This is a genomic window from Variimorphobacter saccharofermentans (assembly GCF_014174405.1).
Classification (GTDB): Bacteria; Bacillota; Clostridia; order Lachnospirales; family Lachnospiraceae; genus Mobilitalea; species Mobilitalea saccharofermentans.
Map to the genome: position 1 here is coordinate 25,236 of NZ_JACEGA010000001.1, position 22,198 is coordinate 47,433.

16 protein-coding genes, 1 other RNA gene and 1 riboswitch are annotated in these 22,198 nt (G+C 38.6%); of the genes, 13 read left to right on the plus strand and 4 right to left on the minus strand.

Annotated elements, in window-relative coordinates; translation table 11 throughout:
- The first annotated feature begins 160 nt into the window (after positions 1-160).
- The 7 genes from H0486_RS00140 (at position 161) to H0486_RS00170 (ending at position 11,103) form a co-directional block, all read left to right on the plus strand.
- The gene (locus H0486_RS00140; protein ID WP_228351083.1) at positions 161-928 is read left to right on the plus strand and encodes a Uma2 family endonuclease; all 768 of its coding nucleotides are present in this window, start codon (positions 161-163) and stop codon (positions 926-928) included.
- Between the two features lie 113 nt (positions 929-1,041).
- Entirely contained in the window at positions 1,042-1,188 is a 147-nt protein-coding gene (locus H0486_RS00145; protein ID WP_228351084.1) for a hypothetical protein, read from the plus strand.
- Positions 1,189-2,043: 855 nt separating this feature from the next.
- Positions 2,044-3,867, plus strand: coding sequence for a glutamine--fructose-6-phosphate transaminase (isomerizing) (gene glmS, locus H0486_RS00150; RefSeq protein WP_228351085.1), 1,824 nt, complete (start codon positions 2,044-2,046; stop codon positions 3,865-3,867).
- Between the two features lie 290 nt (positions 3,868-4,157).
- Complete coding sequence (locus H0486_RS00155) at positions 4,158-4,931, plus strand: TatD family hydrolase (RefSeq protein WP_228351086.1); 774 nt, start codon at positions 4,158-4,160, stop codon at positions 4,929-4,931.
- A 72-nt stretch (positions 4,932-5,003) separates the two neighbouring features.
- Positions 5,004-5,870, plus strand: coding sequence for a 16S rRNA (adenine(1518)-N(6)/adenine(1519)-N(6))-dimethyltransferase RsmA (gene rsmA, locus H0486_RS00160; RefSeq protein ID WP_228351087.1), 867 nt, complete (start codon positions 5,004-5,006; stop codon positions 5,868-5,870).
- A gap of 469 nt (positions 5,871-6,339) precedes the next feature.
- Complete coding sequence (gene carB / locus H0486_RS00165) at positions 6,340-9,555, plus strand: carbamoyl-phosphate synthase large subunit (protein ID WP_228351088.1); 3,216 nt, start codon at positions 6,340-6,342, stop codon at positions 9,553-9,555.
- 408 nt (positions 9,556-9,963) lie between these two features.
- The gene (locus tag H0486_RS00170) at positions 9,964-11,103 is read left to right on the plus strand and encodes a DUF6128 domain-containing protein (protein ID WP_228351089.1); all 1,140 of its coding nucleotides are present in this window, start codon (positions 9,964-9,966) and stop codon (positions 11,101-11,103) included.
- Here the strand turns inward: H0486_RS00170 and H0486_RS00175 are convergent, their stop codons facing one another.
- Together H0486_RS00175 and H0486_RS00180 are read right to left on the minus strand one after the other, a co-directional pair.
- Positions 11,104-11,661, minus strand: a complete 558-nt coding sequence (locus H0486_RS00175) for a GNAT family N-acetyltransferase (RefSeq protein WP_228351090.1) — start codon at positions 11,659-11,661, stop codon at positions 11,104-11,106. It lies immediately after the preceding gene.
- 13 nt (positions 11,662-11,674) lie between these two features.
- Complete coding sequence (locus H0486_RS00180) at positions 11,675-12,370, minus strand: anaerobic ribonucleoside-triphosphate reductase activating protein (RefSeq protein ID WP_228351091.1); 696 nt, start codon at positions 12,368-12,370, stop codon at positions 11,675-11,677.
- Between the two features lie 80 nt (positions 12,371-12,450).
- Between H0486_RS00180 and tadA the strand changes: the two genes are divergently transcribed.
- From tadA to H0486_RS00200, 4 genes are all read left to right on the plus strand, one after another.
- Positions 12,451-12,969, plus strand: a complete 519-nt coding sequence (gene tadA / locus H0486_RS00185; RefSeq protein WP_228351092.1) for a tRNA adenosine(34) deaminase TadA — start codon at positions 12,451-12,453, stop codon at positions 12,967-12,969.
- A gap of 81 nt (positions 12,970-13,050) precedes the next feature.
- Positions 13,051-13,312, plus strand: an RNA gene (gene ffs / locus H0486_RS00190) — signal recognition particle sRNA large type.
- A 304-nt stretch (positions 13,313-13,616) separates the two neighbouring features.
- Positions 13,617-15,956: a cyclic nucleotide-binding domain-containing protein gene (locus H0486_RS00195; RefSeq protein WP_228351093.1), complete on the plus strand. Its 2,340-nt coding sequence runs from the start codon at positions 13,617-13,619 to the stop codon at positions 15,954-15,956.
- Positions 15,957-16,233: 277 nt separating this feature from the next.
- Positions 16,234-17,112 carry a hypothetical protein gene (locus H0486_RS00200; protein ID WP_228351094.1) on the plus strand — a complete coding sequence of 293 codons (879 nt, stop codon included), beginning with the start codon at positions 16,234-16,236 and terminating at the stop codon, positions 17,110-17,112.
- Between the two features lie 78 nt (positions 17,113-17,190).
- Here H0486_RS00200 and H0486_RS00205 read toward each other — a convergent pair whose 3' ends face one another.
- Positions 17,191-17,532, minus strand: coding sequence for an Ig-like domain-containing protein (locus tag H0486_RS00205; RefSeq protein WP_228351095.1), 342 nt, complete (start codon positions 17,530-17,532; stop codon positions 17,191-17,193).
- Positions 17,533-17,990: 458 nt separating this feature from the next.
- Between H0486_RS00205 and H0486_RS00210 the strand changes: the two genes are divergently transcribed.
- Positions 17,991-19,289, plus strand: coding sequence for a UDP-N-acetylglucosamine 1-carboxyvinyltransferase (locus H0486_RS00210; RefSeq protein WP_228351096.1), 1,299 nt, complete (start codon positions 17,991-17,993; stop codon positions 19,287-19,289).
- 140 nt (positions 19,290-19,429) lie between these two features.
- Here H0486_RS00210 and H0486_RS00215 read toward each other — a convergent pair whose 3' ends face one another.
- Positions 19,430-20,515 (minus strand): HD-GYP domain-containing protein, encoded by a 1,086-nt coding sequence (locus H0486_RS00215; protein WP_228351097.1) that lies wholly within the window; start codon positions 20,513-20,515, stop codon positions 19,430-19,432.
- 273 nt (positions 20,516-20,788) lie between these two features.
- A riboswitch (SAM riboswitch) is annotated at positions 20,789-20,885 on the plus strand.
- Between the two features lie 102 nt (positions 20,886-20,987).
- Here H0486_RS00215 and metK point away from each other — a divergent pair.
- Positions 20,988-22,178: a methionine adenosyltransferase gene (gene metK, locus H0486_RS00220; RefSeq protein ID WP_228351098.1), complete on the plus strand. Its 1,191-nt coding sequence runs from the start codon at positions 20,988-20,990 to the stop codon at positions 22,176-22,178.
- Positions 22,179-22,198: the final 20 nt, after the last annotated feature.

The window sequence follows — 22,198 nt, forward strand, 5'->3', positions numbered from 1 at the left end:
TACGGAAAATGATAAAAAAATAAATGACCGAATGCGGTAATTTTATATTGCTTATTTATTATATTAATGGTAAAATACTTGTGAGTAGAGAAAATTTGCTTCAAAACTACTTGAGTAACCTTTCAACAATTCTATATTCTACGTTTTAGGGGGGCGTTCTATGGATATTGAGTTACTAAAAAAATTAAAAAAGCTACAAAAGCTGACGAATGAGGAGCTGTCTGAAAAGTCTGGCGTACCGGTTGGAACGGTAAACAAGATTTTAAGTGGAGCTACCAAGTCACCCAGGCATGATACGATTGAAGCACTTGCAGAAGCACTGAATTATCATCCCTATGAGACGGAAAGGACGGATGTGGAAGCCTTACGAGAGTCCTTAGCCTATGGTACACCTCGTAATTATACGCTTCAGGACTATTATGATTTACCAGAGGATGTAAGAGCGGAATTAATTAATGGTTCCTTCTTCTTCATGGAGACACCTACACTGATGCATCAGACTATTTTAGGGGAGTTGTTTTTCCAAATTAAGAAATATATTAAGGAAAAGGGCGGTAAGTGCAAGGTATTCCTATCTCCATTTGATGTTCGTCTTGATAATGACGATAAGACGATTGTGCAACCGGACTTAATGATAATCTGCGATATGAATAAGCTGGATGAGAAACGCTATAATGGGGCACCTGATTATGTGGCAGAGATTGTTTCAAAAAGCAGCAGCCGGCTGGACTATATTAAAAAGCTGAACAAATATCTGGATGCAGGCGTAAAGGAGTATTGGATTATTGATCCGGACAAACAGAAGGTGACGGTATATCAGTTTCATAAAGAGGATGCTCCGCAATATTATTCGTTTACGGACAAGGTACCCATTGGTCTTTATAAAGATCTCTCTATTGATTTTAGTGATATTTTAAATGATCTGTAGATATCATCTGTCTATAGAGACTGCATCCGAGGCTTGAATTTGAGAACTACATTTTTATGTATATTGTGTATAATCCATGATAATTATCCCATACTATGTATGAGGTGATATCTATGGATCAAGGGAAACGAGAAAAAGTAAGACAGAAAAAGGATCAGGAAAAATTCAACAACGTAACGAATTCCGTTAAGCCCAGAAATCAAAATCAGGAACACAATGTTAGAGAGGAAGGCATCGGGAGACAAAATAATAAATACTAAATGCAAGCGATATGAGATGGTATACTATCTCTATCAGCAACAGATGCTATTAAAATAATGGTTTGGTATGTTTCTCGATTCATAGGGATTCATCCCTCACTAGAGTGTTGCAAAATAATGTTCTCGTAGCTGTCATACGGTTTTATGAGAAAGGTTATTCTGCAACACTTTTCATTGTTATAGAAGACTTATCAGAAATTACTTTAATTACTTTGTAAGGACAGCTCTGACCTTATAGTGCAGTATCTTTTCAGTTGACATACCTTAATCCAAATGATAACATGACTGTATCACAGTCATTCCTATTAAATTCGAGTATAGGAGTATTTCGATTGAAATGTGGAATAACCTATTAGATATTCACCGAAGGGAGGGCAGCCACATAGAATGTATTGTGATCACAAGGTAACTATTCACAAGATCAACCCAAGATCTGTCTAACAGAAATGTTTAAATTAGCGCCATGTACCTCTATTGGGTTAAGTAATTTAGAGGTTGACGAGGTAGAGAGTTAGCGAAGTGTTCGGCGGATGCTCTCTCGTGCACTTGGGCATGTTATGTATCGAAAAAAACTATGGGTAACTGTAGAACAACAGCGATACAACCAAGAAAATGAATTAGGTGCAGTTATGACTTCGTCATCAGTACGAAGCTTACTTGTGCTATGAATTCATGTCGAAATTCTAGAGTATGGGATTTCATATGCAGTAAAGAATACTTTATATTTATTATATTTGTTAGTGCGTAAGGATGGCTTTAGACGATCTTTAGCTTGTTGTGTCCTGGAAACAGGACGAAGCAGTTCAGGTTTCGTTTAAAACAATCCCTTATTGAGTGCGCGGAAAGGGAGTAATTATGTGTGGAATTATCGGATTTACAGGTCAAAGAGAAGCAAAAAATATATTAATCGATGGTTTAAAGTCCTTGGAGTATCGTGGTTATGACAGTGCAGGCATTACTTTATCAGGCAGGGATCAATTTAAAACAATAAAAACAGTTGGTAAAGTATCGGATCTCGTTACGAAGGTGAATGAGTTCAGTGATCTAAAGCAAACCAGTGGAATAGGCCATACAAGATGGGCTACTCACGGAGGAGTAACAGATCAAAATGCGCATCCACATACCCATGGAAGGGTAACCTTGATTCATAATGGCATTATAGAAAATTATCATGAACTAGAGATGGAACTTTCTTCAGCTAGGAAACATCCAATTTCCCAGACCGATAGTGAGATAGTAGCCATGCTCATCGATAGTTTGTATGACGGAGATGCATTTCATGCAATTCGTGAGGCTGTGAAAAAACTGGAAGGCGCTTATGCTTTCTGCATATTGTTTTCAGAGGAACCGGGTACAATTTATTGTGTCAGAAATGCAAGTCCTTTAGTAGCCTGCCATGTTCCTGAGGGTTCCATCGTAGCCTCCGATATGGTGGCTTTGATTAAATTCTCCAAGGATTATTTTGTGCTACCGGAACATCATATTGCAAGGCTGACGAAGGAAGATATTACAATTTATAATATGGACCATGAAGAGGTTACGCCCAACCTGCTTCATGTGAATTGGGACATTACAGCAGCTCAGAAGAATGGGTATCCTCATTTTATGCTAAAGGAAATATTTGAACAACCAGAAGCAATACGTTCTACCATATTGCCCAGAATTACAATGGATAATCTTCCTGATCTGTCTGTTGATCAAATTCCCAACCGGATATTTGAAAAGGTTAACCGTGTCATAATAACTGCCTGTGGTACAGCCATGCATGCCGGATTGATTGGTAGGGCATTAATAGAAAAGCTTTTACGAATTCCAGTTGTTGTAGAGATAGCATCGGAATTTCGTTATCAGGAACCCATCATGGATGAGAATACGTTGGTAATTACCATATCTCAGTCCGGAGAGACAGCGGATACCTTGGCATCATTACGACTGGCAAAGGAAGCGGGTGCGGTTACATTATCTATCGTAAATGTGAAAGGCTCTACCATTGCACGGGAAAGTGATTATGTATTATATACCCATGCCGGACCGGAGATTGCAGTTGCAAGTACGAAAGCGTATACAGCACAGTTGTCATGCTTGTATTTACTTTCCTATCATTTTGCATATCTTCGTCGTACCATCACAAAGGAACAATGTGCGGAATATATTCAGGAACTTAAATCTGTAATACCGGCAGTGGAGCAAACCCTGCAATTAGATAAGAAAATCGATGCCATAGGAAAGAATTTGATATGTAAGGAGGATCTATTCTTTATCGGACGAGGTCTGGATTATGCATTGTGCTGTGAAGGCTCTATTAAGCTAAAGGAGATTAGCTATATTCATTCGGAAGCCTATGCAGCGGGTGAGTTAAAGCATGGAACCCTATCACTGATTACAGAGGGAGTTCCGGTAGTTGCACTGGCTACGCAGTCCAAGGTATATCCAAAAATGATATCGAATATCCGGGAAGTTAAAGCAAGAGGGGCAGAGGTAATATTGATTACGAATGAAAGACAGGAGATTAATCGTGAGATTTATGATTATCATATAGCTCTTCCAAATACCTCGGATATTCTGGCACCATTTACAGCAGCTATTGCTATGCAGCTTCTTTCCTATTATACCAGTGTACATCGTGGCTCTAATGTAGATCAGCCACGTAATCTGGCAAAAGCGGTTACCGTTGAGTAAGGTTGTAATCAGGAATAAGCTGTTGTATAATGTGTACCATATTATTGTATAGATTATTTAGGTAATTGCGAAACTCTGAAGATATCTTAATTGCGTATACAGCAGATACATATTCCTGCGCAAACCCGCTCCTTCCGCTATGGTTTGCGCAGGAATATGTATCCACTGTTTACACAATGGCCACAATTATTTAGTTTCGCATTTACCTGGTATAGATTATTAATCAGAAGGTAATATGAGTACTGTGCTGATGCCCCGATATGAGGGGCATTGGCAGAATGGAGAATAAAATGATATTTGAAACACATGCTCATTATGAGGATGAAGCATTTGATGAGGATAGAGAGGAATTGTTGAATTCCTTACCGAAACAGGGAATCCAATACGTGGTCAATGTGGGGTCTGATTTCAGCACACTGGATCAGGTGATTGCATTGACGGAACAATATTCCTATATCTATGGAGCAATTGGTGTTCATCCTGGAAATACCCAAGTATTAAATGAAGAAACTTTCGCACAGCTAAAAGAGAAGATTGGACATCCGAAATGCGTAGCCATCGGAGAAATCGGTCTTGATTATTATTGGGATACCCCGGATCGGGAAACTCAGAAAATCTGGTTCGCAAAGCAGATGGAGCTTGCGAAAGAAGTAAATTTACCGATGGTTATACACAGCAGAGATGCAGCAAATGATACTTATGGCATGATGAAGGAAGCCAATTCGGAGAAGGTGGGAGCAATTATTCACTGCTTCGGATATGGTAAGGAACAGGCAAGACAGTATCTGAATATGGGCTTTTACCTGGGAATCGGAGGCGTTGTAACCTTTACCAATGGTAGGAAATTGAAAGAAGTTGTAGAATACGCTCCCCTGGAACAGCTGGTACTTGAGACAGATTGCCCCTATTTGGCACCGGTGCCACATCGAGGCAAAAGAAATTATTCCGGTTATCTGTCCCTAATTGCTCAGGAGATTGCACGGATTAAGAAGGTGGAGTGTGAGACGGTATTGCGTGTGACAAGTGAGAATGCAATGAAGTTCTATCGGATAGAAAGTAAATAATCAGGATTATCAAGGAATAGAAGAACGGATAATCTAAGTAATTACTAAGGAATAGGATATGTGAGGTAAAACATGGCTGAATTGGGTAACCCCAAAAATACAATTGAAATATTGAATAAGTATAAATTTGTTTTTCAGAAGAAATTCGGGCAAAATTTTTTGATTGATACACATGTCCTGGATAAAATCATTCAAGCTGCAGATATCACAAAGGATGATTTTGTTCTCGAAATCGGTCCGGGGATTGGAACTCTGACGCAGTATCTGTGTGAGCATGCAAGGGAGGTAGTCGCAGTTGAAATTGATAAAATGCTGATACCCATCCTTTCAGATACGTTATCAAAGTACAATAATGTGACCGTTATCCATCAGGATGTGCTAAAGCTGGATTTGAATGCATTAGTACAGGAAAAAAATCAGGGAAAACCCATCAAGGTGGTAGCAAATTTACCTTACTATATTACTACACCGATTATTATGGATTTATTTGAGCGGCATTTACCCTTAATTAATATCACGGTAATGGTCCAAAAAGAGGTAGCGGACCGAATGCAGGCAGTACCCGGAACAAAAGATTACGGAGCTCTTTCGCTGGCCGTACAATATTATGCGAAGCCCTATATAGCAGCCAATGTTCCGCCAAACTGCTTTATGCCCCGCCCCAATGTAGGCTCTGCAGTGATTAATCTAACCCTTCATACCCAGGCACCGGTTCAGGTGTCAGATGAGAAGCTTTTATTTCAGATGATAAGAGCCTCCTTTAACCAAAGACGTAAAACCCTGGTCAACGGATTGAATAATTCATCAGAGCTGCCCTTTAGTAAAGAAAGGATTAGCAATGCTATAAAAGAAATTGGACTCTCTGAGAATGTCAGAGGAGAAGCATTAACTTTGGAGCAGTTCGCACAGCTGGCGAACGCATTATCCGATCACAGCTAATTTTTATACACAATAATGCCCTAGCAACAGGAAATCTGCTAGGGCATTTTAAATTGTAATACTTCCTATAAAAAGCTGATTGTGCGGAAAAATAATAATTAACATACGAAAAAATTAAAAAAAGTAGTTGCATAAATATTAATTCATATGTATAATATATCTTATAAAGTAAATAAAATTGATTAACAAAAATAATTTCAAAAAATTTGAAAATTTTTGTTGCATAATTATAGACTTTCGATTATTATATATAACAATGAAATCAGACGGGCGATATTATGTTATGTATGGGAAAAGAAAAAAGCAAATTTTTTTTGCCCTTTTTTAATATCGAGTTTGTAATATGAGCTTTCGTTTCAGCGCAATAAATATGTATAAGAGGAGGAGAAATCCTCCTAAAAATCAAGGAGGAGAAATCCTCCTAAAAATCGAGGAGGAGAAATCCTCCTAAAAATCGAGGAGGATTAGAATGAAGAAGAGAGACGACATTCACAAGGTACTAATTATTGGATCAGGTCCGATTATTATCGGGCAGGCTTGCGAATTTGACTATTCCGGTACGCAGGCATGTAAAGCACTCAAAAAGTTAGGGTATGAAATCGTATTGGTGAATTCCAATCCTGCTACAATTATGACAGATCCGGGGACGGCAGATGTGACCTATATTGAGCCACTGAATGTGGAGAGGTTGACACAAATTATCGAAAAAGAAAGACCCGATGGTCTACTCCCTAATTTGGGTGGACAGTCAGGTCTAAATCTTTGCGCTGAATTAGATAAAGCGGGTGTATTAAAGAAATATAATGTAAAGGTTATTGGTGTTCAGGTTGATGCAATCGAGCGTGGAGAGGACCGTATCGAGTTTAAGAATACCATGAACTCTTTGGGAATCGAAATGGCAAGAAGTGAGGTTGCTTACACTGTGGAGGAAGCCCTGGCTATCGCTGAGGAGTTAGGATATCCGGTTGTTATCAGACCTGCTTATACCATGGGTGGAGCCGGCGGCGGTCTGGTATATAATGTGGAGGAACTTAAGACAGTCGTATCAAGAGGACTGCAGGCAAGCTTAGTAGGTCAGGTTCTTGTTGAAGAATCCATTCTTGGATGGGAAGAGCTGGAGTTGGAGGTAGTTCGTGATGCTTCCGGTCAAATGATTACAGTATGTTTTATTGAGAATATTGATCCATTAGGTGTTCATACAGGAGATTCATTCTGCTCAGCACCAATGTTAACAATATCGGAAGAGGTTCAGAAGGAATTACAGAGACAAGCATATAAGATCGTTGATGCTATTCAGGTTATCGGAGGTACGAACGTGCAATTTGCCCATGATCCGATATCTGGAAGAATAGTGGTTATTGAAATCAATCCCAGAACCTCCCGTTCATCCGCACTTGCGTCTAAAGCAACAGGCTTCCCCATTGCTTTAGTATCTGCAATGCTGGCATCCGGACTGAACCTATCGGATATTCCGTGCGGTAAATATGGTAGCTTGGATAAATATGTTCCAGATGGCGACTATGTGGTAATCAAATTCGCTCGTTGGGCATTTGAGAAATTTAAGGGATCGGAAGATAAACTGGGTACTCAGATGAAAGCAGTAGGCGAGGTAATGAGTATCGGAAAGACTTATAAAGAAGCTTTCCAGAAGGCAATTCGTAGCTTGGAAATTGGACGTTATGGATTGGGTTATGCTAAGGATTTTGCTTCAAAGTCTAAGGAAGAGTTACTGAACATGCTTCATGTTCCCACAAGTGAACGTCAGTTTATTATGTACGAGGCACTTCGTAAAGGTGCAACAGTAGAGGAGCTTTACCAGTTAACTAAGATTAAGCATTACTTCATTGAGCAAATGAAGGAATTAGTAGAGGAAGAAGAAGCCTTAAAGAGCTATAAAGGAAGTGTTCCTCCGGTTGAGAAGCTCAGAAGTGCTAAGCTGAATGGTTTTGCAGATAAATATTTAAGCAAAATATTAGAGATACCGGAGAATATGATAAGAGAAAGCAGAATCAATGCCGGAATTAAGGAAGCCTGGGAAGGTGTTCATGTAAGTGGAACAGAGAATGCAAAATACTATTACTCCACTTATCATTTGAAAGAGGATTTATCACCGGTATCCGATAAACCGAAGGTAATGATCCTTGGCGGTGGCCCGAATCGTATTGGACAAGGTATCGAATTTGATTACTGCTGTGTTCATGCGGCATTTGCATTAAAGGAGCAGGGCTTCGATACAATTATCGTAAACTGTAATCCGGAAACAGTATCCACGGACTATGATACTTCCGATAAACTATATTTTGAACCGCTTACATTGGAGGATGTACTAAGTATTTATGAAAAAGAAAAGCCTCTTGGTGTTATTGCTCAATTTGGTGGTCAGACACCACTTAATCTGTCTGCTGAATTAAAGAAGTACGGTGTAAATATCTTAGGTACAACACCGGAGACCATTGATCTTGCAGAAGATAGAGACCATTTCCGTGCAATGATGGAGAAATTGAACATTCCGATGCCGGAATCAGGAATGGCTGTTAATGTAGAAGAAGCATTGGAAATAGCATCAAAAATCGGTTATCCTGTTATGGTTCGTCCGTCATATGTACTTGGTGGGCGCGGAATGGAGATTGTTCATGATGATGAAAGTCTTGAAGTATATATGAAGGCAGCAGTAGGTGTAACTCCAGATCGTCCAATCTTAATCGACCGTTTCCTAAACAATGCGCTGGAATGCGAAGCAGATGCAATCAGCGATGGCGTTGATGCATTTGTTCCTGCAGTTATGGAGCATATAGAGCTGGCGGGAATTCATTCCGGTGACTCTGCCTGTGTAATTCCGTCATTGAACATTACAGAGGAGAATTTAAAAACCATAAAGGAATACACCATGAAGATTGCTAAGGAAATGAAGGTATGTGGCCTCATGAATATGCAGTATGCGATTGAGAATGGTGTAGTATATGTACTGGAAGCCAACCCCAGAGCATCAAGAACCGTGCCGTTGGTATCGAAGGTATGCAACATCCAGATGGTGAAGCTGGCAACACAGATCATTACCAGCAAACTTACTGGCAAGCCATCACCGGTTGCGTCTCTAAAGGAAAGTAAATTTACTCATTACGGAGTTAAGGAAGCAGTATTTCCGTTTAATATGTTCCCTGAGGTGGATCCAATTCTTGGACCGGAGATGCGTTCCACAGGAGAAGTACTCGGCTTAGCAGAAACCTTCGGAGAAGCGTTCTATAAAGCGCAGGAAGCTACAAAAACAAAGCTTCCGGAGAGGGGTACTGTATTAATCAGTGTGAACGACAGAGATAAAGCGGAAGTAGTAGATATTGCAAAAGGCTTTGCAGAATGTGGCTTTAAGATTATGGCAACGGGTGGAACCTACGATTTAATCGTTGCAAATGGTATTCAAGCAGAAAAGATCAATAAACTGTATCAGGGCAGACCAAATATTCTGGATGCTGTAACAAATGGACAGATTGATATTATTGTAAATACACCAATTGATAAAAAGAGTGCAAATGATGACAGCTATATCAGAAAAGCAGCCATAAAAGCAAGAATCAGCTATGTAACCACAACAGCTGCTGCAAAGGCTACCATTGCAGGAATTAAGTCACTGAAAGAGAAGAGAGCAGGAGTGAAATCCCTTCAGGAGTTCCATAAAGATATTAAATAATGGTAGAATGAGTTTTATTTATTCAAATCTTATAGTAACAACTTGAACGTATATTATAACGTGGTTGGGGCTGTTGCATAATATATTTACAGGGAATATGACTTACCATAATGCACTGTCGGAAGAACAGATTGTTGATTTTATATGGATAAGGCGAACTTTTTTGTCCGCCTGAGACATATAAAATCAGCAATGTGTTACTTCCGTCTGTGTGTGAGGTAAGTCATATTCCTTGCAAGTATATTACGCAACAGCCCCACTATTCATTTATCCATAGGACCCTTCCTGTACCGCTATCAGCCATTGCTATGATTACTGTGATATGTGGAATATTATATTTCTTACCGGAATATATTTAATAGAATTAGAATTGGCTATATTAATCAGGAAGAGTGAGGGAGTGATCGTTTGGCTGACTATAAAAGAATGGTTTCGTATATGTATCAATACGAAAATGGTGTTAAGAGAAAAAATGTAGGATATGCCCGGGTTGAGACCAAGAACGGGCAATGCAAGATCACGGTTCACATGCAGCTGCTTGGTCAATTGGACAGTATCTTTCCTACCTATCTGATCCAGAGACATGAGGATCAGTTGGAGTTGATTTACCTGGGTGACACAGTATTAAAGAATCAGGTTATGGATAGCAAATTAACTGCATCAGAAGATAATATTATGGATTCCGGTTATAAACTCTCGGACATGGGAGGGCTTCTGCTATTTCTTAATGACAAGATTTTTTTTGCAACGGAGTGGGATGATAAGCCCATTATTGCAGAGGAGGTATTAGACGCGCTCAAGCCAGAAAGTGCAAATCGTAATAAGGATAAGGATAAAACAGACACCAATGAAGGAATAATAAGGGATATGGTGGTAAAAGAAAAGGAAAATACGAATGTTATTGGGGAAGATTTTCAAGATTTCACGCCGGAAAAGGAAGCCCTAATTCCAAAGTATAAGTTACCCCGGGGCTGGAAAACCATAGAACGACTTCAATATGAAAATGCTATGTTGACAGAAGTAACAACTCAGAAAAAAGAGTTGGAAAAGCCTCCAGAAGAGAGAGAAATAGAAGAAGAGAATAAGAATGAAAGCATAGTACAGACGGATGCCATAGAAACCAATGTGGATGAAGAGGCGATAGAAAAGATGAATAGGGAGCTTCAGAACGATGAGCCAGAATTACCAGACCCTCCTGAGGCAGCAAATTTCTTTGAGAAATATCCTAGAATTTACCCCTTTGAGGATAATGAAATAGCTCAGTGTGTTAAAATTGAGCCTAAGGATATCGGTATATTTCCAAAGGAAGTATGGGTCTTAAGCAATAATAGCTTTCTTCTTCATGGATTTTATTGCTACCACCATTTGATATTCGCAAAAATAAGAGAACGTTCTGGATGCCGGTATATCCTGGGGGTGCCGGGAATTTACCATCAAAGGGAGAAATTCATGGCAAGGATGTTTGGATTTGAGAGCTTTAAGTCGATTCGAAAAAGGGATCTTAAACAGGGCGATTTTGGATATTGGTACCTACCATTAAAGCTATAGCTACGCCATATCCTTTGGATTGATATAAGAATAACGTAAATGATCTTCCCAAATGCCGCGAATTCGTGCATAAGAATAAGCGAGACCTTCGTATCGGAAGGATAGGCGCTCAATCAGACGTAAGGAGGATGTGTTGCTCGGCATAATATAAGCCTCCATACGGTGGATATTAAACTCATCAAACACAAATCGCATACATTCCTGGATGCTTTCCGTAGCATAGCCAAGATGGTGATAGAAATGACTAAACTTATATCCCAGAATACAGCTATGATAGGGATCCTTAAGAAAATTCTGAAAACAGACGGTACCAATTAATACTTCCGGCTGTTCCTTAAGAAAAACCCAGAATCTCAAAAGCTTTCCCTCAGCCATTTGGTTATACTCTGCTGTGAGGAAGGCTTTTTGATAGGATAGGGTATAAAAATGATTGCTACGTAATGCTTCCCAAGGCTCAAAGATATTTTTATTCTCTTCATAAAAAGCAAGGACCAGCGGTGCAGCCTCCTTTGTAAGAGTCATAAGCTGGAGACGTTCGGTTTCCAGTATTCGTTGCATAAAGCAAACCTCCTTAATCCACTCCTCGAAGCGATACCTGAGACACATAGGGAGTAAGAATGTTGACATAATGAAGTAAAGTATCCTTAGAATGACTATGAAGTCCAGGCTCAATAATGTCGCCGGAATCCTTATATGATTGGAGGTAGTATGCTTTAGCACCCTGTATCCACTTACCAATGGATAGCATATCCTGTTCCGTATGGTGTTCCTTTACAACTGTGGTACGAAACTCATATTCTATATCGGAATTCAAAAGATAAGAAACGCTATCACTGACAGCTTCTATGGGAAAATCCTTAATACCAGTAGAGATAGAATAGTGTTCCTTTGAGTTCTTTATGTCCATTGCAATATAATCAATTAGTCCGGTCTCTACAAGTTCCTTCATCATGGAAGGGTTCGTTCCATTGGTATCCAGCTTAATTTTATAACCAATGGACTTTACCTCTTTTATAAAATCAGGTAAATCGGTATAGAGAGTGGGTTCGCCTCCGGTGATACATATGCCCTCCAATATCTTCACACGTTTAGAAAGATAGGATAAAACATCCTCTGTAGCAATCACAGGCTGTATAGCAGCCTTAGTCACAAGAGTAGCATTATGGCAGAAGGGACAACGCATGTTGCATCCGCCCAGGAAAATTGTAGCAGCGATATGCTTTGGGTAATCGAGGAGCGTTGTCTTTTGAAAGCCATTTATCTGCATATTGTCACCTCATTTGCGTTATGATACAATTACTATACCAAAAATCAAGGAACTAGTCCAGATGTAAAGGAATTAAGAAAATGACTAACGAAAAATACATGAAGGAAGCATTAAAACAGGCGAAAAAAGCCTATCAAATTGGAGAAGTTCCAATTGGGTGCGTCATTGTATATCAGGATAAAATCATTGGCAGAGGATATAACAAAAGAAATACAAAGAAAACAACTCTAGCCCATGCAGAGCTTATTGCCATTGAAAAAGCAAGTAAATACATGGGAGACTGGAGACTGGAAGACTGTATCATGTATGTAACGTTAGAGCCTTGCCAGATGTGTTCTGGAGCAATTGTACAGGCCAGAATAAAGAAGGTAGTTGTAGGTACAATGAATCCCAAAGCTGGATGTGCCGGATCCATATTAAACTTACTTCAGATGCAGGAGTTTAATCATCAGGTGGAGCTGGTTACCGGAGTCATGGAGGAAGAATGTACCGAGGTTCTACAAGGCTTTTTCCGTGATTTACGTATTCGTAACAAGAAGGAAAAAGCTGACAAAATGTCACAAAAAGGAAATTGCGAAGGGTTGACAACCGAACCTTAATCATATATACTTGGCATACAGCTTTTTTTACGAAACAGCGGAAAAGCCGTAGGTAAAGTCATTAATTATGTCATAAAATTTCCGTGCAGCCGGGGAGATAGCGGTGCCCTGTACCTGCAATCCGCTACAGCAGGGGTGATGTTCTGCCTAGGGTGACTTACTGTAAGGCAGCCCTTTATAAGTGATGTTGACGTTTGGGTCTTACGCAACAGGAATTTGTGAACCGTGTCAGGTCAGGAATGAAGCAGCACTAAGCAAAAACTCCTGTGTGCCGTGAGGGTGCCTGGACCGAGTTAACTGTAAAGGTAACGCTTATGGTATGCATTCGAAGCAGAGCGCACGGATTAAATATAGATAATGTATATGCATATCGCTGATAAGAACCATTACGACATGATTAAGTCATGTGTTTATAAAGCAATCATGAGGAAACAGTATGGTATATTCCAAGAAAAATTTGACTGGAATATACCATACTGTTTCTTTTTTAATTTATGAACTATAGGGAGATCGGGGAGACTTGAATCTAAGTCTTTCGTACTATTACGATGAAAAATGACATATTTCCCTTTTTGTAGAGCCCAAAATAGTATATAATACTAGTACGAAGTATTTTGCAAAATCATAATGGATTGGGCGGTGTAGTTATGGGATGGAAAGTTAATCCAAATGGAATCAATCAGTTTTCTACAGGTATTGACATCTATATCGAAGGAGAGACAGTATCCAGCGTAGCAATGATAATTAAAGGGCGAGTAGAAGTTCATAACGACGGAATGAGGGTTACTGTCGGTTCAGGCTCTTTTCTTGGTGTGAATGATTTATATTTAGGAAAATACCAAAGCACCTATACAGCAAAAGAGGAAGTGATTGCATTTATCTTTGAGATCGACCGTGCGGAGGAATTAGAGACGGTACTCTCAAAAAACAGTGATTATCATGGATTTATGGTGGCAACCTATAATAATATGATTTATGATCTGGATCAAACCTATCAGAACATAATACGACAGGGATCAAAGGTCTATCAATTTATATTACAGACCTATGAGAATTATAAGGAGAATTCAGAACGCAGGGGATATAAACCAAGAATTTCAGAGCGTATTATGAAATTGCGTGATTTGGATAATGACATTGATATTCTCCGAGACCGTATTAATTATTACAGTGAATGCAGAAAGCTACCCGTTGAGGTTGTAAAACAGTATTTTTCCTATGGTAATGCGGTGACGCTATACCAGGTTGAGGAGCAGGTTGGTATATTAAACCAGCAGATAGAGGCTTTAAAGGAAATTGCTAATGGCTATATATCCATGGCTCAATGTCTGATGGATGACTCAGAATCCTGCTTGTTTCACCTGATTGCTGAAATGTCAGTAGAGATTAATGCCAATTCCGGAGATAATAGTGAATTGATGGATATTATGGACAGCATTATTGAAGAAATAAATGAGGCCGAGAAATTCTCAGAACAAAAGCTGGGCAAGCCCTATAAGGTAAACCGTAAGAAGATGGAAGAAGTATACCATCTGTTACTGACTGGAGATAAAGAGAAAGATGTCAGCACTCAGACCAGCTTAAAATATACAAAGGAAGATACAGAAAAGGTGGATAGGGAACTTACAGATTCCTTCCAGAAGCTTCTGGACTATGCTGAGATTGAAGGAGAAGAAGCAGAAGGAATGAAATCCGCAATGATGGATTTCATCATGATGAAGGATAAATTCTCCTCCGACGATTCGGCTAGAGCAATTCGTAGAAAATTATCAGAGAATCATTATCAGATGTATATGCGCATCTTCTTAAGAGCATATAAGGAGAAGATTGTTCCCAGGCTTGTAGATATGTTCTTAAAATACGGATATGCGGATGAAAGATTGTTAACGAAGGACCAGTATTTGTCGCTCTATTTCTTAGAGGATAACAGTCAGAGTGAGCAAAGCTTTTGTACCGTATATAATATTAAGGAATGGCTTACCTTAGTATATGAAGGTCAAAAGGCTCCTTCGAAGAATGAATTTGATCTTGAATATCCAGAATACATTACGGATTTAAAACGCCAGGGAAGAATTAAAGAAAAAGAAGTTCAGCTTTGGCTGACGGATCCATTGAAAAAGCTGGATTATGAAATTCAGAATATGTTCAAATACAATAATCGAACGACCAGTGGTCAGATTATGACTTTTGTACCTGTATTACACAAGGATCAATGGAACAGTAATATAGAACGAATGTATCTGAATGCGCAAAAAGTCAATGACGCAGTAGCCTCATTGCTCAGGATTGATTATTCCATATTTGACAGAGAGCTGTTATACGCGGACAAGGAAAAACGAATTATAAAAGAGTATATTATTAAGAAGATTTACCCGGATATTATATTAATGCCGAATATCGGGTCAAACGGTATTATGTGGCAGGAGATATCAAGTAAGAGAAGAGATAGCTCTGCCCGTTTCCTACTTCCTAGCTTTACCGATGTAAATGTCACTGGTATGCTAGTGCGTATATTCGGACGTTATCGTTGGGAAATGTGCCGTACCATTGAGGGTACTGCTTGGAATGATATCAAGCATAAGTCATTAACCTCAGAATATTCAGATTACTTGCAATTCTATCGTAAGAATAAGGAGCTTTCTGAGGAAAAGAAAGAAAAGATAAAGCTTCAAATTCAAAAAGGAAGAAATAGCAGTAGAGAAATTTTTGTAATTGATTATGAGCAATGGATGAATTATGAATCCATGGGAGCAATCAAACTGAATAAACCGGTAAGAGAGATTTTGGCTACTTACTGCCCGTTTTCTAAGGAAATAAGGGAGCATATTAAAATGCAACCGTTATTTAACGAGGCTATGGCAAGATATTATCGGGATAAGCAAAAGAAGATCCGTGAGATTGAAGCCAGATACCGGGCACTTCAAAAGGATCAAATTGAATTAACTCCGGAGCTTGAAGAAACTCTGGAATATTGGCGTGAATCATAAATTAACGATATAAGCTAAGAGTAAGATAGGAAAAGGTGGAGCTGTGAGTAATCACAATTCCGCCTTTTCCTCTTAGCTACTGGTTTATCAGAGGATTTACCCTCGATACATCCTCTAATAGTTATGCCGGCCTCCTTATAGGATAGAATAATAGAGCTTTTTATATCTTCCAATGCTTTATACTTGTCGAAATAGCCCGTAAATGGTAGTATTAGATTAGATTGGTTTGCAGTTTTGGATTGTCGCCTGTAATCCGGGCAAATGGAGGTTGTTAGTTATGGGAAGCTATGAAAAAATCATAAAAATTGAACAAATTCGAAAGAAAATGGAAGAAGGAGACGTGTTTGCTGCACAGAAAATTGTAAATACTCTGGACTTAAAAAAAATAAAAAAACCGTTAGATATTCAACTGATTGCAGAGGTTTATGCAGAAAATGAATATTATGATGAGGCAGCTCAGCTGTATATAAAGCTTTATAATAAATCAAGAACAAGAAAAATATTATATCATCTGGTGGATATTTCTATAAAGAGAAGCAATGAAGAGGACGCAGAATATTTTTTGGAAGAGTATCAGAAAATAGCGCCAAATGACGTCGATTGTCTGGTGTTCCGCTACAAAATTGATAAAATGAAAGGGAAACCATATGAGACGTTAATCGAATCTCTAGAGAAATTAAAGAAAATCGAGTATACAGAAAAATGGGCTTATGAACTCGCTAAGCTCTATTATAAGGCGGATATGGAGAAGGAGTGTATAAACGAATGCTCCGATATTATTCTATGGTTTGGTGAAGGTGTATACGTTGAGAAGGCGAAAATGTTACGGTCCTATTTTTCTGGGGAAGCCGGAAAAGAAAAGCTTATAGAAACGCTAAAACGGAAGGCCCTATATAATGAGAACACCAGGGAGAATATTGGTGAGAGCACAGGTGCGAATATAAGAGAGAGTACATATAAGGATTCTATACAATCTGCGCTTCAAGAGGAGACGCAGTTATCAAAAGAAGCTCCTCTGGAGCAAACTTCGGATAAAACGGATGAACAAATAGAGGATAACATCAATATGCAGAAAATGAATATGGAACAGGCAGAAGATGAGGTAGAAGAAACCCTGTACGGTCTGCTTCGTGAAGAAGAGAATAATCAGCAATAGCCGGATTACTAAGAAAAAGGACAGACAGCTTTCGATAAATGATTATTTATAGGAGCTGTCCGTCCTTTCAGATATGTATTATACCTTGAATTGTAATGTTATCTCATTGGGTAACTTCTGACCGTATTTTGATTTTACATTCGTGGTAACATGTAACAAATAGGATTCGTTTTTCTCATATGGCTCAAGTGGTTCAACTTCAATATACTTATTTACAGAATCGTATCGTATATTGGTTAGTAATGGTGTCTGATTCATAGTAGTTACATACAAATTGCGGTTATTTACTGTAGCGGGATTAAGAGCTGTAGTAAATTTTATTCTCCAAACGAAGTTACCTGTTTTAAATTTTAAATTCTGTTTGACACGGCTTTTACCACTGCCAACAACATTTTCAATTGTTATATAACGAGGTGCCATAGCAGTTATCTCCTCCTTGGATAAAAATTTCGATCCTTCTATCAATATTATAACATAATATGTATAAACTTCAATGAGAAAGGCAATTCCCCGACTAATTTCACAGGTCTTATGTATTTATTGTATTAAAATTGCAAGATATTGTCAATTATAAATGAAATTCCCTATATGATAAAGGAACGGTGTACGAATAGAAATCTTTGAGATACTTAAAATATAAAGTATAATATCAAGATTTATTATCATATAATAAGGGGATGATTAGTATAAAGTACTGAATAATGATATTAATTAATACTAGGGAAAGGATAGAATGGCAAAATTTTAAAAAATAATTTACAAAACAATACTTTATGGTATAATCTAATTGTCTAATGTAAATTTTACAAAATATTAATATCTTTTATATGCATAATTCACAAACTTAAGTTCGATTAAAATGATAATAGAGGTGCGCAATGGAGCAATATATAATAAAGGGTGGAAAGCCGCTGGTTGGAGAAGTTTCAATAAGCGGTTATAAAAATGCGGCTTTGGGAATAATCGCTGCAGCAATTATGACGGATGATACTGTTAAGATAGAGAATGTACCGGACGTTAGAGATATCGTAGTGTTATTACAGGCGATTGAGGATATAGGTGCTAAGGTAGAGAGAATTAATAAGAATACCATTTTAATCAATGCCAGCAACATTCATTCCTTGAATGTTGACTATGAATATGTTAGGAAAATTAGAGCGTCCTATTATCTGGTAGGTGCTTTGCTTGGAAAATATCAAAGTGCACAGGTTGCATTACCTGGCGGATGTAATATTGGAAGTAGACCCTTTGATCAACATATCAAGGGTTTTGAAGCATTAGGCGCTAACGTTAAGATCGAACATGGTTCTATTTGTGCAAAGACAGATAAATTAGTTGGCGGACATATATACTTTGACTGTTCAAGTGTAGGTGCTACCATCAATACCATGCTTGCAGCCTGCTTGGCAGAGGGCACTACGATTCTTGAGAACTCTGCAAAGGAACCACATGTAGTAGATGTAGCTAACTTTTTAAATAGTATGGGTGCCAATATTAAAGGTGCAGGTACGGATATTATTCGTATCAAAGGTGTTCCAAAGCTTCATGGTAGCGAATACTCCATTATTCCAGACCAGATTGAAGCAGGTACTTTTATGTTTGCTGCGGCAGCCACAAAAGGTGATATTCTTATAAAGAATGTTATTCCGAAGCATTTGGAGGCATTTACCGCAAAACTGTTGGAGATTGGCGCAGAGGTTGAAGAATTTGATGATTCTATCCGTGTAAGAGCTACTGGAAGACTGGGCAATTCCCATGTAAAAACCTTGGTATATCCTGGTTTTCTTACCGATATGCAGCCACAGATGACGACCCTGTTAGCAATTTCAAAAGGAACAAGTATCGTAACCGAAAGTATTTTTGAAAATCGGTTTAAGTACGTGGATGAATTATCCCGAATGGGTGCGAATATTAAAGTGGAAAGCAATACGGCAATCATCGATGGTGTTGAAAAGCTTACCGGAGCAATTGTCAGTGCGCCGGATTTAAGAGCGGGTGCAGCGCTTGTCATTGCTGGTTTAATGGCAGAAGGCTTTACCATTGTTGAGAACGTGGAATACATTGAACGAGGATATGAACAGTTTGAATATAAGATGCAGCAATTGGGTGCTGCCATTACAAAATGTGATTCTGAGGATACAAAGGCCTTAAAGAAGTTTAAGCTGAAAGTAAGCTAATATAGGGTATATAAAGCAAATAGTATTGCAATATAATACTGGGGTGTAGATCATAACTCAAGATCTAAGCCCCAGATTTTATTTATAAAAAATGAAGTATAGCATTAATCTATACTTCATTCTATGGTATAAAGTATTTGTTATACAAGAGATACAATGTGTAAATCCTTTTCCTTGGATAAGTCAATAAATTGATCGTCACCAACCTTGACTACCGGTCTGGATAAAGCAGATTTATTAATGAAAATGATTTCGCCGACCATATCATTGTTTAGTCGGACACTGTTGTTCATATAGGTCAGAACAATGCCTTCTAAAAAGGTTATGATATACTTAGGGTCATATTTCGTATATCCCTCTGACTCAAATATGGATACCACATCAAATGGACAGAGAGGACCACGATATACTCTGGAACATGTCATGGCATCATACACATCCGCAATTGCAACTAATTTAGCAAAGGGATCAATCTGCTCGCTATAAAAACCATAGGGATATCCGCTACCATCACACCGCTCATGATGCATGAGTGCGGCATGCTTAATTCTGTTATCAATTCGTTTGCTCTTGAGTAAATTATACCCCCGTATGGTATGAGTTTTAATTAAGGTAAATTCCTCGTCAGTAAGCTTTGCAGGCTTTGTAATGATTTTAGCAGGAATCATCAGCTTACCTAAATCGTGGAGTAACCCGCTCAGAGTGATTGCTTCCAGATCCTCAGGAGTGAAGTTCAGCCATTTGCCAATAATATTACATATTAAAGCCACATTAAGGCTATGAACATAGGTAGTGTCATCGTAATCTCGAATACAATGAAGCATATTGAATACTTCAATATTTGAATCACATTGATATAATATTCGGCTAGTATCTGCAAGAAGCTGATCGGTATCGATTTCCTTCTGGGCTGTTACTATTTGATCCAAAGTATTTTTAAATTCATTAACCGTATTTTTGTATGCCAGATGAAAACGTTGAAATGATTCACTATGTTTGATTTTTTCATAATATGTAGTGTCAACAAGAAATTCGCTGGCATCGGACGGAACGGACATGGTATATACGGTTATTTCAATAATAGAATAAAATTCAAGACGTGTTATTATTTTGTCCGTCAGCTTTGTCTCTTTTGATATAACTAAATGATTGTCTTTGGTGAATACATCCTCGGCTACAATCATACCGGGAACTGCCTGGGAAATAAAAATTTTATTTGTATTCATAATAATCACGCTGCCCGTAAGATAGATACGGTCTCCTTTCGTGTTAACATCAAAAGTGGTGTTCAAGCCGTTAAAATTATGGTTTTATAGATAAAGTATATGAAAATTTTAGAAAAAAGTCAATTAATTTATGGAAAAGGCACGATATTTGTTACTATATTACTATTATTGGAGAGAATAGTCGAAAAGTTTAATTTTTTAGTACTTGACGAATATTGATATTCGGTATATTCTATACTAACAAAGCACATTCAATTTCATATTTTAACATTTCTCTTATTCAGAGTGACGGAGAGTAAAGGCTCTATGAAGTCACGGCAACCCCTGTTATGGAAGGTGCCAACCTGAGCGAGTAATCGAACAATAAGAGGATTTGATTAACGTAAGGTTTCAAGTCCGCATATTGCGGACTTCTTTTTTACTATAACGGGAAATGATAAAATCATAGTTGGATTAATAAAAGGAGGTAACTATGCAGAAAAGATTATTTACATCGGAATCAGTAACAGAAGGACATCCTGATAAGATTTGTGATCAGATATCGGATGCGGTTTTGGATGCCTTGCTAGAGCAGGATCCTATGAGTCGTGTTGCTTGTGAGACAGCTATAACAACAGGCTTAGTTCTCGTTATGGGCGAGATCACAACAGAAGGTTATGTTGATATTCAGAAAATTGTTCGTGATACAATTCGTGGTATTGGATATGATAAATCAGACTATGGATTTGATGCGAATACCTGTGGTGTAATTGTTGCACTTGATGAGCAATCAAAGGATATTGCAATGGGTGTTGACAGTTCTTTAGAAGTAAAAGAAAATACGGCAGATGATGTGGATCTGGCTGCCATTGGCGCAGGTGATCAGGGAATGATGTTTGGCTTTGCGACAAATGAGACGGAGGAGTTTATGCCCTATCCGATTTCTTTGGCACATAAGCTTACGAAGCAGCTTACGAAGGTTCGTAAAGACGGAACCTTAAGCTATCTTCGCCCGGACGGTAAGTCACAGGTTACCGTAGAATATGATGAGAATAATAAACCGATTCATCTGAATGCTGTAGTACTATCCACACAGCATGATGCTGACATCACTATTGAACAGCTACGGAAGGATGTTAAAAAATACGTATTAGATCCAGTTCTCCCTAAAGAGCTGGTAGACGAGAAAACGAAGTTCTTTATTAATCCAACCGGACGTTTTGTGATTGGTGGTCCCAATGGTGACAGCGGACTAACTGGTAGAAAAATAATTGTTGACACTTACGGTGGGTATGCTAGACACGGCGGAGGAGCATTCTCTGGTAAGGATTGCACCAAAGTGGATCGATCCGCATCCTATGCAGCTCGCTATGTGGCAAAGAATATAGTCGCTGCAGGTCTGGCTGATCGTTGCGAGATACAGATTTCCTACGCGATCGGTGTAGCAGAACCCACATCCATCATGGTGGATACCTTTGGTACCGGTAAGCTGGATGACAATGAGCTTGTAACAATTATTCGCAAGCATTTTGATCTTCGTCCCGCAGGTATTATTAAGATGCTGGATCTAAGAAGACCAATTTATAAGCAAACAGCAGCATATGGTCATTTCGGAAGACTGGATCTTGACCTGCCCTGGGAGAAGACCGATAAAGTTGATACATTAAGAAACTATTTAAAGTAGTATAATGTAAGGATTCTATC

Coding starts and splice junctions, on each gene's coding strand:
- H0486_RS00140 (WP_228351083.1), top strand. CDS start 161: ATGGATATTGAGTTACTAAAAAAATTAAAAAAGCTACAAAAGCTGACG.
- H0486_RS00145 (WP_228351084.1), top strand. CDS start 1,042: ATGGATCAAGGGAAACGAGAAAAAGTAAGACAGAAAAAGGATCAGGAA.
- glmS (WP_228351085.1), top strand. CDS start 2,044: ATGTGTGGAATTATCGGATTTACAGGTCAAAGAGAAGCAAAAAATATA.
- H0486_RS00155 (WP_228351086.1), top strand. CDS start 4,158: ATGATATTTGAAACACATGCTCATTATGAGGATGAAGCATTTGATGAG.
- rsmA (WP_228351087.1), top strand. CDS start 5,004: ATGGCTGAATTGGGTAACCCCAAAAATACAATTGAAATATTGAATAAG.
- carB (WP_228351088.1), top strand. CDS start 6,340: ATGAAGAAGAGAGACGACATTCACAAGGTACTAATTATTGGATCAGGT.
- H0486_RS00175 (WP_228351090.1), bottom strand. CDS start 11,661: ATGCAACGAATACTGGAAACCGAACGTCTCCAGCTTATGACTCTTACA.
- H0486_RS00180 (WP_228351091.1), bottom strand. CDS start 12,370: ATGCAGATAAATGGCTTTCAAAAGACAACGCTCCTCGATTACCCAAAG.
- tadA (WP_228351092.1), top strand. CDS start 12,451: ATGACTAACGAAAAATACATGAAGGAAGCATTAAAACAGGCGAAAAAA.
- H0486_RS00195 (WP_228351093.1), top strand. CDS start 13,617: ATGGGATGGAAAGTTAATCCAAATGGAATCAATCAGTTTTCTACAGGT.
- H0486_RS00200 (WP_228351094.1), top strand. CDS start 16,234: ATGGGAAGCTATGAAAAAATCATAAAAATTGAACAAATTCGAAAGAAA.
- H0486_RS00205 (WP_228351095.1), bottom strand. CDS start 17,532: ATGGCACCTCGTTATATAACAATTGAAAATGTTGTTGGCAGTGGTAAA.
- H0486_RS00210 (WP_228351096.1), top strand. CDS start 17,991: ATGGAGCAATATATAATAAAGGGTGGAAAGCCGCTGGTTGGAGAAGTT.
- H0486_RS00215 (WP_228351097.1), bottom strand. CDS start 20,515: ATGAATACAAATAAAATTTTTATTTCCCAGGCAGTTCCCGGTATGATT.
- metK (WP_228351098.1), top strand. CDS start 20,988: ATGCAGAAAAGATTATTTACATCGGAATCAGTAACAGAAGGACATCCT.